This is a genomic window from Oceanobacillus sp. MO10714A (assembly GCF_037072045.1).
In the GTDB taxonomy this organism is placed as follows: domain Bacteria; phylum Bacillota; class Bacilli; order Bacillales; family Amphibacillaceae; genus Oceanobacillus; species Oceanobacillus indicireducens.
Genome location: NZ_JAXHDC010000003.1, coordinates 196975 through 214446, shown reverse-complemented (window position 1 = coordinate 214446; position 17472 = coordinate 196975). Strand labels below are relative to the sequence as shown.

General features: G+C 42.1%; 13 protein-coding genes. 9 read left to right on the top strand and 4 right to left on the bottom strand.

Annotated elements, in window-relative coordinates; all coding sequences use genetic code 11:
* Positions 1–7 precede the first annotated feature (7 nt).
* On the bottom strand, positions 8–3091 hold the full coding sequence (locus SPD53_RS04745; RefSeq protein ID WP_156856197.1) for an efflux RND transporter permease subunit: 3084 nt from the start codon (positions 3089–3091) through the stop codon (positions 8–10).
* Between the two features lie 99 nt (positions 3092–3190).
* Here SPD53_RS04745 and SPD53_RS04740 point away from each other — a divergent pair, with 99 nt between their 5' ends.
* Complete coding sequence (locus SPD53_RS04740; RefSeq protein ID WP_336251779.1) at positions 3191–4051, top strand: TetR/AcrR family transcriptional regulator; 861 nt, start codon at positions 3191–3193, stop codon at positions 4049–4051.
* A 19-nt stretch (positions 4052–4070) separates the two neighbouring features.
* On the opposite strand, the gene SPD53_RS04735 is transcribed toward SPD53_RS04740, so the two are convergent.
* Positions 4071–5507 carry an aspartate ammonia-lyase gene (locus SPD53_RS04735; protein ID WP_188855886.1) on the bottom strand — a complete coding sequence of 479 codons (1437 nt, stop codon included), beginning with the start codon at positions 5505–5507 and terminating at the stop codon, positions 4071–4073.
* A 444-nt stretch (positions 5508–5951) separates the two neighbouring features.
* Between SPD53_RS04735 and mqo the strand changes: the two genes are divergently transcribed.
* The 5 genes from mqo (at position 5952) to hprK (ending at position 10441) form a co-directional block, all read left to right on the top strand.
* Complete coding sequence (gene mqo / locus SPD53_RS04730) at positions 5952–7502, top strand: malate dehydrogenase (quinone) (RefSeq protein WP_268239570.1); 1551 nt, start codon at positions 5952–5954, stop codon at positions 7500–7502.
* A 142-nt stretch (positions 7503–7644) separates the two neighbouring features.
* Positions 7645–7866 (top strand): DUF2829 domain-containing protein, encoded by a 222-nt coding sequence (locus SPD53_RS04725; RefSeq protein WP_188855884.1) that lies wholly within the window; start codon positions 7645–7647, stop codon positions 7864–7866.
* 61 nt (positions 7867–7927) lie between these two features.
* Positions 7928–8683: a 3-oxoacyl-ACP reductase gene (locus SPD53_RS04720; RefSeq protein WP_188855883.1), complete on the top strand. Its 756-nt coding sequence runs from the start codon at positions 7928–7930 to the stop codon at positions 8681–8683.
* A gap of 175 nt (positions 8684–8858) precedes the next feature.
* Positions 8859–9368: a QueT transporter family protein gene (locus SPD53_RS04715; protein WP_156856203.1), complete on the top strand. Its 510-nt coding sequence runs from the start codon at positions 8859–8861 to the stop codon at positions 9366–9368.
* A gap of 152 nt (positions 9369–9520) precedes the next feature.
* Positions 9521–10441: an HPr(Ser) kinase/phosphatase gene (hprK, locus tag SPD53_RS04710; protein ID WP_156856204.1), complete on the top strand. Its 921-nt coding sequence runs from the start codon at positions 9521–9523 to the stop codon at positions 10439–10441.
* Positions 10442–10718: 277 nt separating this feature from the next.
* Here hprK and SPD53_RS04705 read toward each other — a convergent pair whose 3' ends face one another.
* The gene (locus SPD53_RS04705) at positions 10719–12131 is read right to left on the bottom strand and encodes a LysM peptidoglycan-binding domain-containing protein (protein ID WP_336251778.1); all 1413 of its coding nucleotides are present in this window, start codon (positions 12129–12131) and stop codon (positions 10719–10721) included.
* 398 nt (positions 12132–12529) lie between these two features.
* Between SPD53_RS04705 and SPD53_RS04700 the strand changes: the two genes are divergently transcribed.
* From SPD53_RS04700 to adhE, 3 genes are all read left to right on the top strand, one after another.
* Positions 12530–13138 carry a YpjP family protein gene (locus tag SPD53_RS04700; RefSeq protein ID WP_188855882.1) on the top strand — a complete coding sequence of 203 codons (609 nt, stop codon included), beginning with the start codon at positions 12530–12532 and terminating at the stop codon, positions 13136–13138.
* 110 nt (positions 13139–13248) lie between these two features.
* A complete protein-coding gene (locus tag SPD53_RS04695; protein ID WP_188855881.1) occupies positions 13249–13593 on the top strand; it encodes a hypothetical protein in 345 nt (114 codons plus the stop codon).
* Between the two features lie 331 nt (positions 13594–13924).
* Positions 13925–16528 (top strand): bifunctional acetaldehyde-CoA/alcohol dehydrogenase, encoded by a 2604-nt coding sequence (adhE, locus tag SPD53_RS04690; RefSeq protein ID WP_188855880.1) that lies wholly within the window; start codon positions 13925–13927, stop codon positions 16526–16528.
* Between the two features lie 98 nt (positions 16529–16626).
* On the opposite strand, the gene SPD53_RS04685 is transcribed toward adhE, so the two are convergent.
* Positions 16627–17340 carry an NAD-dependent protein deacylase gene (locus SPD53_RS04685; RefSeq protein ID WP_156856209.1) on the bottom strand — a complete coding sequence of 238 codons (714 nt, stop codon included), beginning with the start codon at positions 17338–17340 and terminating at the stop codon, positions 16627–16629.
* Positions 17341–17472 lie beyond the last annotated feature (132 nt).

Genomic DNA, 17472 nt, shown 5'->3' with positions numbered 1-17472 from the left:
TTTTCGATTAATCTTCTCTAATATTTTTACGGTCTTTCTTAAAGAGTTTACTTAACATTTCATATACCACTGGTACGATAATGAGTGTAAGGAGTGTCGAACTTGCGAGTCCACCGATAACGGTGATACCTAAGTCTCTTGATACAAGTCCTCCGCCACCTGTAACAGCAAGTGGGATAAGGGCTCCGATTGTCGCGATAGCTGTCATCAGAATTGGACGGAGACGTGTGCCTCCACCTTCGATAATCGCTTCACGAAGCGACATACCGCTGCGTTCCATCCGGATGATCCGGTCGACAAGCACAATCGCGTTCGTGACAATGATACCAATTAGCATCAAGAGTCCCATCATTACCGTTACGGAAATGGTGTCACCAGTCAAGTATAGACCAATGAAAGATCCAATAACTGCAAATGGAAGGGAGAATAGAACTGCGAATGGGGCAATTCCTTCACTAAAGGTAACAACTAGGATGAAGTAAACAATCGCAATTGCGGCAAGCATCGCAACACCAAGCTTTTCAAATGTTTCTTCCATATCAGCTGCAACCCCGGCAATGCCTACTTCCACACCTCGAGGTAGTTCAAGATCTTCAATTGCCTCATCAAGCTCTGAAGTTGCTTGTGAAATATCTTGATCTAGAATCGTTCCCGATACGGTCGCATAGTATTGGTTATTACTTCTGGACAATGTAGCAACCGTTGAATCCTCTTCCACAGATACTAATTCAGATAACGGAAGTACGGTTCCTGGCTGAGCAGGTACAGGTACTTCTAATTCAAGTAATTCATCAATTGAAGTTGCTTCTGTTTCTGCTTCTTGCTGAACGATAACGTCAAGAGTTTCACCATCTTTTTCTACCGTTGTCAGTACATCTTCTGTAGAGGAATTGCTTAGTATACCGACGATTTGTCCTGTTGTTAAACCATATTGCAGGAGATCCGCTTGATCAACTTTCAAGATATGCTCGACGTATGCACCTTCTGCAGTCGACGTTACATCTTCCAAGCGCTCATTTTCAGTCATAACTTCTTCAACCATCCGAACAGCTTCATTTAAATCATTTCGATTTTCACTGTAGAATGTATAGCTTAGCTCATTCGAGCCTATATCCATAGAGAAGTCCTGGCTGATCCATTCTCCAGAGTGGCCGATTTCCGTAATATAATCTTTAATTTCATCTCGTACTTCAGGGAAGTTTTCCATATCCTCATCGAACGTAACGAAGATTAGTGCTCCGCCGCCACCAGTACCCATCATCGCTGATTCAGGAGATGTGGAATCATTAATGGAAAGCTGGACAATTTCTGTATCATCCCGGGCAATTAGCTTATCTTCTACTTCTGCCACATTTTCAAGTGTATCATCCATTAACTCACCTGGTTCTGGTGAATAGGTGATATACATCACTTTTTCCTCATCACTGCCTAGGAAACTGAAGCCAATCAATGGTGTTAAGAATAAGCTTCCAACGAGTAGGGCAATTGCAAGAAAGGATGTAATGAATTTATGATTTAATGTCCAGTTCAGGAACTTCTTATATCCCTGTGTTATTTTTCCTTGTTTTTTATGTTTCACTTCAGTCCGGTCACCATATAATTTCTTCTTGAACAATGTATGGGATAACGCCGGAACAATTGTAATTGCGACAAGTAAGGATGCGAGCAATGCTAGAGACATCGTTAAAGCAAACGGCATGAATAGTTCGCCAACCATACCACCGATAAAGACCATTGGGGCAAATACCGCAATCGTCACTAAAGTGGACGAAAGGATAGGTTTAAACATCTCAATGGTTGCTTCACGGATTAATGCACGCCCTCTAAGTTGTTCGTCTTTCAAGTGAAGTCGTCGATAAATATTCTCAACAACAACTATCGAGTCGTCAATAACCCGTCCGATGGCAACCGTTACCGCACCGAGGGTCATAATATTCATTGTAATATCCAGCCAGTTCAAGATCAGGAAAGCCGTGAAAATAGAAACTGGAATGGAAATGATGGAAATAATTGTGGATTTAATATCCCGTAAGAAAAGCAGGATAATCATAACAGCAATTATTCCACCGAATAGTGCTTTTTCCACCATTGTGCTAACGGAATCTTCAATTGGTTCTCCTTGGTCAAGCGAAACATCTACAACAAGTCCGTCCAATCGATCCTGTTCTTCTTCCATTAAATCCTTGACCGCATTAACAACATCAACTGTGTTTGCTTGCTGGCCTTTAACAATTTGAATCCCAATCGCATCTTCTCCGTTTGTACGGGAGATGGACTCGACCTTACCGACTGTTTCGATTTCTGCAATATCAGCAAGTTCTACAAATGGTACAGGATTTTCTTCTGATGGTGTGACTGGAATAACCATCTCTTCCAGTTCTTCCGCCGTCGTGAATTTCCCGTCAACGGCAACAGCTTCTTCTCCTTCTGTAAACTCAAACAGACCGAGGGAAACGGCCATGTCACTTGCCTGGATCATATCTCTTACCGTTTCTTCATCGAGCTCGAGTTCTTCCATGGCGGCTTCATCGAATGTAAGCTGTACTTCTTCTACATGATGACCGGCCATTGTAGCAGAGGCTACTCCGTCCAACTTTTCAATTTTTGGCAGAATGACTTCATCTACAGTTGATGTAAGCTCGACAATGTCTTCTTCTGTACTACTGATGCTTAATGCAAGAACCGGCATCATATCAAGACTAATTGCTGTAATCGTCGGTTCTTGGGCATCTTCTGGCAGGTTGACGCCTTCAATTGCGTCCTGCAATTCACGACGTTTCTCCGCCATATCAACTCCATATTCATATTCAATTTGAATACTGGAAAGGCTGGAAGAGGAGTCAGAGTAAACATTTTTTACATCTTCCAGGTCTTCAACCGCTCGTTCAAGCGGGATGGATATATCCTCCATCACCTGTTCCGCGGTTGCCCCTGGATAAACATCCATCACCATTAAATAAGGAATGGATATATCTGGAATGGACTCTGTTTTCATCTGAGTCCCGGCATAAATACCACTAGCAGTTACGATAATGGTGAGTAACCATACCGCAAGTTTGTTCTTCATAACGAAATTAGCTATACTTTTCATTTGCACCGTCCCTTTGTTGACATTTTAAACTCATTTTTCTATAATAAATGACCAGCAGGTCAGAAGTCAATAGAAATAGCGGAAAGCAGGACGATAAAAATGGAAAAAAGAAAGTTAATTATGGAAAAAGCAATGGAGCTTTTTGCTGAGCAAGGGTTCCGTGCAACATCTGTCCAAGAAATCACGGAACGTTCTGGTATATCAAAAGGAGCCTTTTATCTTTCATTCAAATCGAAGGATGAACTGATTATGGCCTTAATTCATAAATTTTTACGGGAGTTTATTACCGGTGTTGACCAAGTGGTCAGTGAAGGCGCTTCCGATCAACTACTCTATAATTTTTATGAATATCACTTTGAACGTTTTTTGAAGCAATCGGGATTCGCAAAAATCTTTATGAAAGAGCAAGTTCACTTTTTGGATGAGGAATTTATTACGCAAATCAGTGGCTATAATGAACGGATGCAAGAATTGATTTTAACGATGCTTGAAAAGGTGTATGGAGAAAAAGTGTTGGAGAACAAATATGACCTTGTCTATACGATTCTTGGCCTCATGAAGAGTTATATGGAAATATTGCTACTTACAGATCTGCCCTTTGACGCAAAACAGCTCGCTGAATCACTTGTAGAAAAGACGCATATTTTGGCTAAACATACGAGCCAACCGGCAATTACAGAAGATGCCTACATTATGCTAAAAGGGTCACAGGGAACATCGATTACAAAGGAGAGGGTTTACGCGATTCTTGATGAGACGATTGCTTTGCTGGAAGAATCTGTGGAAAAAGAATCCATTCTTATGTTAAAAAACGAGCTGGTGAATCCCTCATTGCATCAAGCGGTTATTAAAGGATTACTGAAAAATATCGAAGCACACCCCCAATGCAAGCGGGCTACCTATGTACTGCAATATTATTTTGAACGGCAAAATAAATGGTCGGTTAGGAATAGTTCCTGAACCGACCGTTTTTAATTACTTATTTCCCTGCATATACTTTATCTCTCCCAGCAATTCCAGGGGAAGTTAAGTTATTTAAGTCGAGGATCGTATCGACTTCTTTTTCTGTAAGAATTCCGTTTTTAATACAGATTTCACGGATCGGACGATTTGTCTCAATTGCAATCCGGGCGACTTCAGTTGCTTTTTCATAACCAACATATGGATTAATCGCGGTTACGAGAGAAATACTGCGTTCGACCATATTCCGGCAATGTTCGATATTCGCAGTCATTCCTTCAATAGCATATTCTTTAAAGATCTGAATTCCATTTTCTAAAATAGAAATGGATTCGAGAAGGTTGAATACAAGGACCGGCTTCATTACGTTCAATTCAAGCTGTCCGTTTTCTGCTGCCATTCCAATTGTTGCGTCATTCCCAACAACTTGATAAGCGACTTGGCTAATTACTTCACAAATAACCGGATTTACTTTACCTGGCATGATGGAAGAGCCGCTTTGACGTGCCGGAAGATTGATTTCTCCAAGTCCTGCAGTCGGACCGGAACTCATCAGGCGTAAGTCATTAGCGACTTTCGATATATTTAATGCATGGATTTTCAGCATGCCAGACACTTCGGTATAGACATCTGTATTCTGAGTAGCATCAATCAGGCTCTCACTGCTTTTCAGTTCAAAGCCTGTGAGTTCTGCTAAGTAGTCAACAGCTTTCTCCGTGTATTCCGGCAGGGCGTTGAGTCCAGTTCCAACAGATGTTCCACCGAGGTTGATGGAGCGTAAGCCTTTGATTGATTTACTGATTCGCTCTAGGTCACGATCAATAACAGAATGGTAGCCAATGAATTCTTGGCCAAGACGGATTGGAACAGCATCCTGCAGATGGGTTCTTCCCATTTTAATGACATTATCGAATTCCTCAGATTTTGACTTTAAGGCATCGACAAGCTTGGCAATTTTATCAACGAGATGATGTAGGCGTTCGATAAGTGCTATATTTACTGAAGTTGGGAAAACATCATTTGTTGATTGTGCCATATTGACATGCGAGTTCGGGCTAATAATACTGTAGTTGCCTTTCTTTTCGCCTAATAATTCGAGTGCTCGGTTCGCGATAATTTCATTTGCATTCATATTGAAGGAAGTTCCCGCTCCACCTTGAATTGGGTCGACGATAAATTGGTCATCAAATTTCCCGCTAATTATTTCCTCCGAAGCTGTTACAATTGCTTCAGCGAGCTGCTTATCCAGTTGACCGAGCTCGGCATTCGTCATCGCAGCAGCTTTTTTAACAAAACCAATTGCCCGGATAAGTGTCACATCCGTCTTGTAGCCTGTGATGGGGAAATTATCCCTTGCCCTCACGCTTTGTACACCATAATAGGCGGTGTCAGGTATCTCTACTTCACCTAAAAAATCTTTCTCCACACGTACTTCCATTCCCGCATCCCTTTCCATTCTATATTTAACATACCGTTATGTTGAATATCATGAACAATTCATATTCCATTGTACAATTTTTCTTATCACTTGTCAGTAGCTTGACAAGCTTTTAAGACGAATAATGGATAACTTATCCGTTATTGCTCCTCATTTAATCATAAAAAACTGTTTTCATGCGGAATGCTGGAGCAGATTTAGGGAATATGCTAAAATAATAGTGTTACAACTATATGAATTTATCTATGGGCAGAATCTATTGGGTTCTTAAGTCAATTGAATTTGTGGAAGCACTTTCATTTTTTGGAGGAGCAAAGGAAACTATAAAGTGAAACTCATTCAGTGGGGCAACACCGAACTACCTTCCGTTCTGGAAGGAACAGTTTGTACGTTGCTGCGACTACTGGATACGCTGGTACAGGCGTCCGCGTAACGAATCGCGTACTTAGCCTGTAAGGGTGCTTGCGCCGTTGTTCAAAATATACAGATAAGGAAGAGGATAGTATGAATAAAAGGGAGAACACAGATGTTATTTTAATCGGTGCTGGAATTATGAGTGCAACGCTTGGTACGCTATTGCATGAATTGGCGCCGGAGTGGAACATTACAGTGTTTGAGAAGCTTGAGAAAGCAGGGGAAGAGAGTTCACATGAATTAAATAATGCTGGTACAGGGCATGCCGCATTATGTGAGTTAAACTATACGACTGAAAATCCAGATGGCACAATCGATGTAACAAAGGCAAATAATGTGAATGAGCAGTTCCAAGTTTCCTTGCAGTTCTGGTCCTATCTTGTAAAGAAAGGCTTATTGCAGGATCCGGAGAAGTTTATTAGAGCGTTGCCGCACATTAGCTTAGTCCAAGGTGAAAAGAATGTCGAATTTTTAAAGAAACGTTATGAATTGATGAAGGAAAATCCTTTGTTTGAAGATATTAAATACACGGAGAACCCTGCAACATTAGCGGAATGGCTGCCGCTTATGATGAATGACCGCGTACTTGAAGATGGGATTGCCGCGACGAAGATTGATAGTGGAACAGATGTGAACTTTGGCGCTTTAACTCGGAAGTTATTTGAACATCTAGACGAGACTGGAGCAGATATCCAGTACAATCATGAAGTGGAAGATCTGAAGCAAAAACGGGGAGGCTGGGAAGTCAAAGTGAAAAACTTGGAAACTGGTAAGACGGAAAGCCATTTTGCGAAATTCGTCTTTATTGGCGGTGGCGGTGGTAGCTTGCATCTTTTACAAAAAACAGGCATTCCAGAGAGCAAGCATATCGGCGGGTTCCCGGTTAGCGGAATCTTCATGGTATGTAATAATCCAGAAATCGTGGAACAGCATAATGCGAAAGTGTACGGTAAAGCGAAGGTCGGTGCACCACCAATGTCCGTACCGCATTTGGATACACGCTATATCAATAATGAGAAGCAATTATTATTCGGTCCGTATGCCGGATTTTCACCAAAGTTCTTGAAGACGGGTTCCAATATGGACTTAATTACTTCGGTAAAACCGAGCAACGTATTTACGATGCTTGCAGCAGGAGCGAAGGAGTTGCCGCTTACGAAATATTTAGTGACACAAGTGCTGCAATCAAAAGAACAGCGGATGAAAGAACTTCGTGAATTCATTCCGAATGCGAAGAGTGAGGACTGGGACTTGATTGTTGCTGGACAGCGTGTCCAAGTCATTAAAGATACGGATCACGGCGGAAAAGGAACATTACAGTTTGGTACCGAGGTAATTACAGGTGCGGACGGAACAGTTGCTGCATTACTCGGTGCTTCACCAGGTGCATCCACTGCCGTACAGGTTATGTTGGATATCTTGAATCGCTGTTTCCCGGAACGGATGGAAGAATGGGAACCGAAAATTAAAGAAATGGTTCCATCCTATGGAATGAAATTACGTGAAAATCCGGAATTACTGCGTGAAATCAAAGAATCAACCTCTAAGGCACTTGAGTTAAACGAAACGAAAGAACCCGAATTGCTGGCAAGTGTATAATAAATAATTTGAGAAACACCCGCAAGTATGTGGGTGTTTTTTTGAGCAGTGGGACAAATGCTCTGACCCCGTGTCCCGGTAAATTTGAAATCAATTCATGTATCCTCTATACTTTTATATATAAAGAAAGGGTGGTTTCGCAATGAAATTTGAAGAGGTTTTGCCACGTCTTCGTGCAGGTGAAAAGATAATCCGTTCCGATTGGCCGGGTGCTGAATTATATGTCAAACTTGTTGGTGAAAGTACAATCGATGGTGAAAAACTGAATCCATATTTATTAATAAATGTCGAGGGTGAAGGGTATACAATGTTCACTCCGACTGTTTGTGACCTGCTTGCGGAAGATTGGGAAGTAGTCAAATAAAGACGAGCCTTTTTTAATGGGCTCTTTTTTAATATAAAAAATGTTAAAAGGATGATGATGCTTGAATTTTTCAGAGTATGACGGGAAGACGGTTTTTATTACAGGTGCAGCTTCGGGTATTGGATATGCACAGGCAGAAGCCTTCTTAAAGCAAGGCGCTTCTGTTTTTGGGGTGGATCAGAATGAAACCGGCCTGCAGGTATTAAAACAGGCATATCCGGAGACATTTGCGTTCTGGTGTGCGAATGTCGCGGAAAAGTCAGAAGTCGCAGAAGCTGTCCATCAAGCGTTAAGGGAATATGTCCGAATTGATATTCTGGTGAATACAGCAGGCATCCTCGATGATTACAAAACGACGCTCGATACGACAGAGGAATTATGGGATGACGTATTTAATACAAACGTAAAAGGAATCTACCACGTTACGAATTATATCCTTCCCCATATGTTGAAATGGGAACAAGGGGTTATTGTGAATACTGCATCGATTGCCGGGCTTGTCGCGGGAGGCGGAGGAGCAGCGTATACAGCTTCAAAGCATGCAATTGTTGGCTATACGAAGCAACTTGCCTATGATTTCAGCAGAAAAGGAATCCGGGTAAACGCGATCGCGCCTGGGGCGATCCGGACTCCAATGAATGCTAAGGACTTCGTAAATGGAGGCGAGATGGCAAGCTGGGTAGCAGAAGAGACGCCGGCTGGGCGCTGGGCTGAACCAGAAGAGGTTGCGAACCTTACTTTATATCTTGCTAGCAGCGCGGCAGGTTATATTCATGGTGCTGTCATTCCAGTCGATGGCGGTTGGACTGTTAAATAGCGTATCATAACTATTTTCCACAAAAATCCTTCTATGCAAAAGAAGGGTTTTTTGTTATACTCATCTGGCAAGCTTTTTTGCTTGTATTATGGCACTTTGTAGGGCACTTGTCCGATCCTTTGGCCATAATTATTACTAAAATAGCAATTTGCTATTTTACAAAGGAGTTTATCAAATGAATAGTTCTATAGCACACGAAGAGTCACTGACTTCTACAAGGAGTATAGTGAAAATTTCCTTAGTTGCCGCATTATATATGGCGGTCACCCTCATTTTATCTGTCATTAGCTTTGGGCCAATCCAGCTCCGCTTATCCGAAATGTTCAATTACTTGGCATTATTTCACAAACGATATGTCGTTGCAGTTTTCTTGGGAGTTGTAATTGCAAACTTCATGTCACCGATGTGGTTTATCGATGTGCCAATTGGCGGACTCGCGACCCTTGCAGTTTTGCTTGTCGCTAGGGCAGTGACCAAGAATATAAAAAATGTAAAAGCTAAATTTATTGTCACAGCTTTTATCGCTACGTTATCGATGTTTAGTGTCGCTGTGCAACTTTATTTAATATTCGATCTGCCATTTTGGTGGTCTTATCTTACGGTTGCTATTGGTGAGTTACTCTCCATGACAATTGGCGGATTCATTATGTACTATACAAGTAAAAAGATAGATTTGACCCAATGAGTTTAAAGCCAGATTTTCGGACTTCCGATCTGGCTTTTATTATTTTTGTTAAATTTCCATGTTTCCTTAATATATGTGGTAATATATTGTATAATAGATACCATTATCGCTGAAACGGATACTCACATGAAAAGGAGAAATTAGGTGGAAAAGTGAAAACGATTAGTGTAGAACGAATTGCGAAAGAATTATCCTTGGAAATTCTCGCAGGAGAAGATAGTCTCGACAGAAAGGTATCGAAGAATAAATCGCACCGGCCTGGCCTCGAGTTTATCGGTTATTTTGATTTTTTCCCAACGGAACGCGTGCAAGTTCTCGGACTAACGGAAATAAATTACTTGAAATCGCTTAGTGTGGAAGAAAGGAAACAAAGAATCGGCAACATTGTCAATTATCATCCTCCTTGCTTTATTGTGACGCGGGGGCAGGAAGAATTGACCTATCTTGAACAGTACTGCAACCAGGAGCGAATTCCATTGCTTCGGACGAATGATTCTACGTATGAGTTCATTTCTAAATTGGACGCTTATTTAGGTAGAGCACTTGCGGAGGAGATTGCTGTACCGGGCGTTTGCCTGAATGTGTTCGGTATTGGAATTCTTCTGCGCGGTGAATCGGGAATCGGAAAAAGTGAAACCGCTTATACGCTCATTGGGCGCGGGCATCGTCTTGTTGCTGATGATATTGTCGTGCTGAGAAAACTCAGTCACCGGACGATTCTTGGAACACATAATGAGATGAATAAAGAATTCCTTGCTCTAAGAAGTGTAGGACTGTTAAATATCGTCCGTGTTTACGGAAGGAAAGCGTTCCAGGAAGAAACGAGGATTGCCCTTGATATTGAGCTTACCAAATGGGGAGCTAATGAGCTGAACAATGATCTTGAATTAAAGACAGAATATACGAATTATATGGGAGTTGAAATTCCTCATATTAAAATCCAGCTCCAGCCGGGAAGAGATGTTGCAGGCTTAATTGAAGCAGCAGCAAACAGCTGGTATCTAAAACAACAAGGCTACAGTGCTGCCGAAGAATTCATCAACCGAACGGAAAATTATAACGGAAATGACTAAGGACAGCCCATCAAGCTGTCCTTTCCTCGTTGGATAAGAAACTATAAATTAAAATGCTGTAATAACTTAGGTATCCTGGGCTAGCCACGTCCGCTCTGCGCTCAAGCATTGCCTAATTTAATTCCTTCTTGAGTAAGCTCCTAAGGGTAATCTTCTTGCAGCTTTGCGAGGAGAGTTTCTCCACCCAGAAAGCTTGCAATACGACGAGTAACTAGAAGATCTTTTGGTAGGACGAGTAATCGCAGTCCCAGGCGCCCGCGAATCCGCCTTTGCGCTTTCAGATTCTCTTCCTCACCGTAAAGTTATCCCGCAGCAATTCCCAGTTTTGTGGGAAAGGGTAGCCGAGTGCCCAATAACTGATCCCGCCAAGATTGAACTCTTTTGCCAAATCAAACTTGGCTTGAGCACTTCTCGCATCTTCAAACCATACTTCATGATCTACACCTTCTTCATCCGTGTAGCGAAAGAACGGAGAAGCGGCAACTCTATCAAAATGAATTTCTGCATTATACTTGGTAGCGAGTTCCACTGCCCTTTGAGGGCTGAATGTTTGGGCGGCTTGACCTTGAACATGAGGCAACTTCCAGTCCCGCGCGTAAATCTGGAAACCAAGGAATATTTTCTCTGCGGGCATTTCGGTTAGGGCATATTCTACAACCCGCCGCATCTGGTTTAGTGGTGAAATCGCTTGAGGCGGACCGAGCCGGTATCCCCATTCATATGTCATTAAGATAACGAAATCGGCAATTCTTCCATGGGCTGCATAATCATGGGCTTCATACAATAATCCAGGTTGGTCAGCGCTTGTTTTCGGGGCTACCGCAGTCGAAACGAAATACCCTTCAGGATGGAGGCGGTTGACGGCCAATTGTATAAAGTTATTGAAACGCTCCCGATCTTCGGGTAATACATTTTCAAAATCAATATTTAACCCTCGATAGCCTTTTTCGTTCATTACATTGAGGATGTTTGTCAATAACGTATCCATTAGCTGGTTACTCGTCAGAATCGTATGGGTGAGCGATGAACCGGTTTCTTCTGAAGTGAAATTTAAGATCGACATCATTGGCAAAACATTCTCTTCATAACTTGCGGCAATCATCTGTTCATCTGGAAAAGGCTCCAAGCTTCCGTCCGCTTGAACCTGATAGGCAAACGGGCTCGCAAATGTCAGCAGTTCCCCAACTTCACGGATTGACTGGGCACCTGCTGCATCTTGCTGGTAGGAATATGCATTGACATCAATAATTGGTTTCCCCCGTGGAATAAAGAGCGTTTGCCCAGTAAAGATAGGCTCGGTTATCGTAAGGGCGTTCTCCTGAGCGAGTGCATAGACCGATACTCCGTACTGATTCGCAATGCTTGCAAGTGTCTCGCCAGGCGCTACATTGTGACGTGCAAGCGGAATAAATATTCTTTGTCCTGGCATGAGCGCCTCGGGATTGACCCCGGGGTTTGCCTGTAATACTTGATTTAAAGCCAATCCAAAATTAGCAGCAATACTCCACAAGCTTTCTCCAGCCTTTACCGTATGCCACGTTCCCTTAATCGGAATAAGTAACGCCAGACCAACAACAAGCCGTTCCGGATCCGGCAAATCGTTCACCCGCAATAACTCCGTCATACTTACCCCATATCGTTCATGTAACCCATACAAATTATCCCCCGGCTCCACAACGTGAATAATCACAAAAACTCCCCCTCTTACATTTCGCTCCAATATCCTATGCCCAAAAAGTGAGAATGTGTAGGGACAGAGGGTCAGAGCATTTGTCCCAGAATAGGAAACTATAAAATAAAAATGCTGTGATAACTTAGGTATCCAGGGCTAGCCACGTCCGGCTCCAGCGCCCAGCAACTATCAAACTTCACACTCCTCCAATCGATAAGTCAACATCAACTCACTGCGTTCGTTGTGTTTCCTTTATCTCATTCCGGAGTGCTCCAGTTTGTATGTTGCTAAACGGACGCTTACGCCTTTGTCCCAGAAAATTAATAGAAAGTTAACGAAATAAACCATTTTCCCAATAGACATCTGCCCATAACATGTTAAACTTATAGTAAGGAAATGATTGGGAAGTGATGGCCATGAAGTTGTGGATGAAAAAAGCGCTCGTTGCATTGATTGCGATTGCAACACTCGGAATGTACACGCCGACTTCGTTATTGGAAATTGAAGCAGAAGATAATAAAGATACTTTCTCCTCAAAAGCAGAATTCGATCAAGCGACTGAAGTCCGGGCAAGTGAAGCGACGTTCGAAAGCTATGAAACAATGCTTGAAGTCGAAACAGAACCGGATTATTTACGGGAGTTACAAGAACAGGCGAAAATTCAAAGCATGCTGAAATTTGGTCCGCGTATTGCTGAACAAGTGGAGGATGAGTTTTCTGCGGTAATTTTGCCGAAAATGGAGTCTGTACTGGAAGAGTTAGCTGCTGAAGCAGGGGATGAGGCGGTTCGTTATTATGGAATTACGGAACAACCAGCAAAGGGCTACGGTGAGCGAATCTTTCACGTAACCGATTATCGTACGGAAGAAGATGTCGTCCAGTTCCACGTCCGTCGTGACAATCGACCATTAGAAGGTTACTATTTCAACTTCCACTATCATCTTCAAAACGATGACTTCAGAGAGCATCACAACCTCGGTGAAATTTACTGGGATAAAAATACACCACCTAAGTGGATGGCATAAAGATTAAAAGAGGTGAGGATATAAGCTGTCCCCACCTCTTTTTATATATTCGCGCGCCCAGCAAGCCGTTAGTTGCTAGCTGTTGAAACTTTCTTGAATGACCTAAAGCTTTGAGGTGGGAGTTTTACGGACGGTTACACCGGGATAAAGTGAATCCTGCCGCCTTGTCAATTACACCCCTTGTTGAGGATAAAGAGAAGTTGAGCCTGAGATTATCGGCGAAAACCATGGAAGATGTGAGTAACTTGGAATTCAGCACCGAAGAATCCCGCGGGAGTTTCTATTTATGGATTAGGAGAAGGGAGAATATCTTAATGAGATTAGGTTTAAAAAGAAATGAAGTTAGACTGGTACCTCATAATCACGAATGGACAGAAGAGTTTCTCAGAGTTAAAAAAGATATTGTAAAGGAAACAAGGCTAGAGCCATATAAAGAAATCCTTTGTAAGGCATAAACAGGAAGGTATAAATGAGTATACAGTGAAAAAAGAGAGTTTTGTTAAAAAAATATGTGCATTGAATATAGTATAGAATAACTTCACCGATTTGTCATAATCTGCCGAAACAGGAAGCGTTTACAGGTGGTATGATCAATTTGAAAGAGATAGAAATCTTATTACGCAATAATATGATCAACGGTTCACAAAGAAGCGAGGTGAGTTTAACGGTTAATTAACAGACATTATTTTCTCAGCCTCACATGATATTTAGTTGGATAGCAATAGGCTATATTTTTTTAAAACAACATGCTCAATGTTTCACAATATAAGATGAGGAGGATTTACCATGACTACAAAAACACTTGAAAAGAAACAAGTTAAATCAGCGGGTGAGAGCATTGATACCCTGGTCGTTAATGGGAATAAGGCATTAAAGGAAATGAAAATGCTGGATCAAGCCCAAATTAACAACATTATTAAAGAAATGGCTTTAGCGGGCTTGGACAAACATATGGAATTGGCCAAGTTAGCTATAGAAGAAACAAAACGCGGTGTTTACGAGGACAAAATTATTAAAAACATGTTTTCGACGGAATATATTTACCACAACATTAAATATGAACGGACAATAGGGGTCATGAATGAAAATGAAATGGAAGGTATCGTTGAAATTGCGGAACCTATTGGAGTCATTGCTGGAATTACTCCTATCACGAATCCGACTTCTACGACAATGTTTAAATCCATTATCTCTATTAAAACGGGTAATCCGATTATCTTTGCTTTTCACCCTGGGGCACAAAAATCAAGTGCTAAGGCAGCCCAAGTCCTATATGAAGCTGCTGTGAAAGCCGGTGCACCTGAACACTGCATTCAGTGGATTGACCAACCGGCTGTGGAAAAAACGCAAGCACTCATGAAACATGAGGGCATCGCGCTCATTTTAGCCACAGGTGGATCTGGTATGGTGAAATCCGCTTACAGTTCCGGAAAACCAGCCCTAGGTGTCGGACCAGGTAACGTCCCTTGTTATATAGAAAAAACAGCGTATATCAAACGAGCAGTCAATGATCTCATTTTATCTAAAACTTTTGATAATGGCATGATTTGTGCTTCCGAACAAGCTGTAATTATCGATGAGCCAATCTATGAAAAAGTGAAACAAGAGATGATTGCTCAGAACTGTTACTTTTTAAATGCCACAGAAAAGGTAAAAGTCGAAAAACTGGTCATTGATGAAAATACGGCTTCTGTTAATCCGGCGATAGTTGGAATGAGTGCAGCTACTATTGCGAAAATGGCAGGAGTCACTGTTCCGGAAAACACAAAGATATTGGTCGCTGAATTAACCGGAGTGGGTCCCGATTATCCACTGTCACGGGAAAAGCTCAGTCCCGTGCTTGCCTGTTATAAAGCAAACAATACAGAAATGGGACTCAGACGGTGTGAGGAAATGCTTGAATTTGGTGGACTTGGTCACTCTGCTGTGATCCATTCTGAAGATCAGAAGGTCATCGATGAATTCAGTCAGCGGATGAAAGCTGGACGCTTGATTGTTAATCAGCCATCATCTCAAGGGGCAATTGGCGATATATATAATGCGTATACCCCGTCACTGACCCTTGGGTGCGGTTCATACGGCGGAAATTCTGTGTCTAGCAATGTGAGCTCTGTTCATTTATATAACGTCAAAAAATTGGCGAAAAGAAGTGTTAATATGCAATGGTTTAAAGTTCCACCAAAAATATATTTTGAAAAAAATGCCGTTCAATATCTTGAGAAGATGCCGAATATCTCAAGGGCTATCATTGTAACGGATCCGATGATGGTCAAATTGGGATACGTTGATAAGGTCTTATATTACTTAAGAAAACGTCCAGATTATGTCCATTGTAGAATTATTTCAGACGTTGAGCCTGATCCTTCTAAAGAAACCGTCATGCGGGGTGCGGCGGAGATGAGAGAATTTGAGCCGGATGTCATTATTGCTCTTGGTGGTGGTTCACCCATGGACGCCGCTAAATCGATGTGGCTATTCTATGAATATCCTGAAACAGACTTTAACGGTTTGAAACAGAAATTCATGGATATCCGTAAACGTGCTTATAAATACCCGCAACTCGGAAAACGGGCGCAATTTGTCGGGATTCCAACAACCTCTGGGACTGGAGCCGAAGTCACATCTTTTTCAGTCATCACAGATAAAGAGAATAATATAAAGTATCCGCTGGCTGACTATGAGCTGACACCGGATGTAGCAATCATTGACCCGCAATTTGTAATGAGTGTACCGAAAACAGTTACAGCTGACACCGGAATGGACGTCTTAACCCATGCGATTGAAGCTTATGTATCCAATATGGCTAACGACTTTACAGATGGGTTGGCAATCAAGGCTATTCAGCTTATCTTTGAATATTTACCGCAAGCCTATCATGATGGATCAAATGAGAAGGCCCGTGAAAAGGTGCATAATGCCTCGACCATTGCGGGAATGGCATTTACCAATGCGTTCTTAGGGATAAACCATAGTTTGGCACATAAACTGGGCGGTGAATTTAACATTGCTCATGGCCGTGCTAATACTATTTTGTTACCTCATGTCATTCGATATAATGCAACGAAGCCGACGAAATTTGTCTCATTCCCTAAATATGAACATTTTATTGCAGATAAGCGTTATGCGGAGATTGCCAAAGCGATTGGCTTACAAGCTGCTACCACCGAAGAAGGGGTGGAAAATCTGGTACAAGCCATTATTAAACTGGCAAAAGAATTGGATATCCCGATGAGTATTGAAGAAAATGGGGTCACCCAGAAAGAATTTGAAGCAAAAGTGGATCATTTAGCTGATAAAGCTTTTGAAGATCAATGTACAACAGCAAATCCGAAGTTACCTCTCGTCACAGAACTGGCTGATGTTTATAGAAAAGCATTTAAAGGTGTCTAGCTAGTAGAAGAGGGCGAGAAAAACCGGAAAATAGAAATGAAAGACGTGGTATCTACCCTCATAAGGAGAGGGAGCTACCACGTCTGTTTTATTTTTTCTTATAGATTCTCATCCAGTTCTTGCAAAAGCTCACCAATTTTCTTATCTTGAATAATCAAATCGGCGGACCGATCAAGCGGGGTATCTTCTGCATTAACAATGACCAATCTCGCACCATTTTCTTTCGCAAGCATTGGAAACTGGTTCGCCGGCGTAACGGTGAGGGAAGAGCCAAGCACAATGAACAAATCTGCTTTTTCTGTTTCCTGTAGTGCAAATTCAAAGTCATCGACTGGTAGACTTTCCCCGAATAAAACAATCGAAGGCCGTAACACACCATTACATTCCTCACAGTAAAATGCCTCTTTCACATACTTCTCACTACCGTACTGGCGCCCGCATGATTCACAATGCAACTTCTGCAAGGTACCATGAAGCTCTGCGACTTGCTTACTGCCTGCAAGTTGATGGAATCCATCGACATTTTGTGTAATAATCGACTTCACTTTGCCGGAACGCTCCCAATTGGCAAGGATCGAATGTCCTTTATGTGGTCCATATTCCTTCACTCCGAGTACACGCTCCCGGTAAAATGCAATAAACTCTTCCACATTATTGTTGAGTGCATCGGTACTTGCAAGCTGCGCGGGGTCTTTCTTCGTCCATAACCCCTTATTTGCTGACCGAAAATCCGGGAGGCCACTTTCTGTCGACATCCCCGCTCCGGTAAATACGACCGTATAATCAGACTGCTCCAACCAATTCTTAAGCATGTCATTCCTCCTTACTTGTACCCCTAGTATACCGTGAATTCAGGAAGCTTGCAGAGACCCAAGTTGATTGACTTCATTGAAAGGATATGGTATTAAAATAGATGGATTAGTATATATTGCTTCTTACTTTTT

What these genes read in the sequence shown, in the direction of transcription:
- SPD53_RS04725 (WP_188855884.1), top strand. Translation starts at nt 7,645, where the DNA reads ATGAAATTTGAAGAGGTTTTGCCACGTCTTCGTGCAGGTGAAAAGATA.
- SPD53_RS04700 (WP_188855882.1), top strand. Translation starts at nt 12,530, where the DNA reads ATGAAGTTGTGGATGAAAAAAGCGCTCGTTGCATTGATTGCGATTGCA.
- SPD53_RS04745 (WP_156856197.1), bottom strand. Translation starts at nt 3,091, where the DNA reads ATGAAAAGTATAGCTAATTTCGTTATGAAGAACAAACTTGCGGTATGG.
- SPD53_RS04685 (WP_156856209.1), bottom strand. Translation starts at nt 17,340, where the DNA reads ATGCTTAAGAATTGGTTGGAGCAGTCTGATTATACGGTCGTATTTACC.
- SPD53_RS04735 (WP_188855886.1), bottom strand. Translation starts at nt 5,507, where the DNA reads ATGGAAAGGGATGCGGGAATGGAAGTACGTGTGGAGAAAGATTTTTTA.
- SPD53_RS04740 (WP_336251779.1), top strand. Translation starts at nt 3,191, where the DNA reads ATGGAAAAAAGAAAGTTAATTATGGAAAAAGCAATGGAGCTTTTTGCT.
- adhE (WP_188855880.1), top strand. Translation starts at nt 13,925, where the DNA reads ATGACTACAAAAACACTTGAAAAGAAACAAGTTAAATCAGCGGGTGAG.
- SPD53_RS04715 (WP_156856203.1), top strand. Translation starts at nt 8,859, where the DNA reads ATGAATAGTTCTATAGCACACGAAGAGTCACTGACTTCTACAAGGAGT.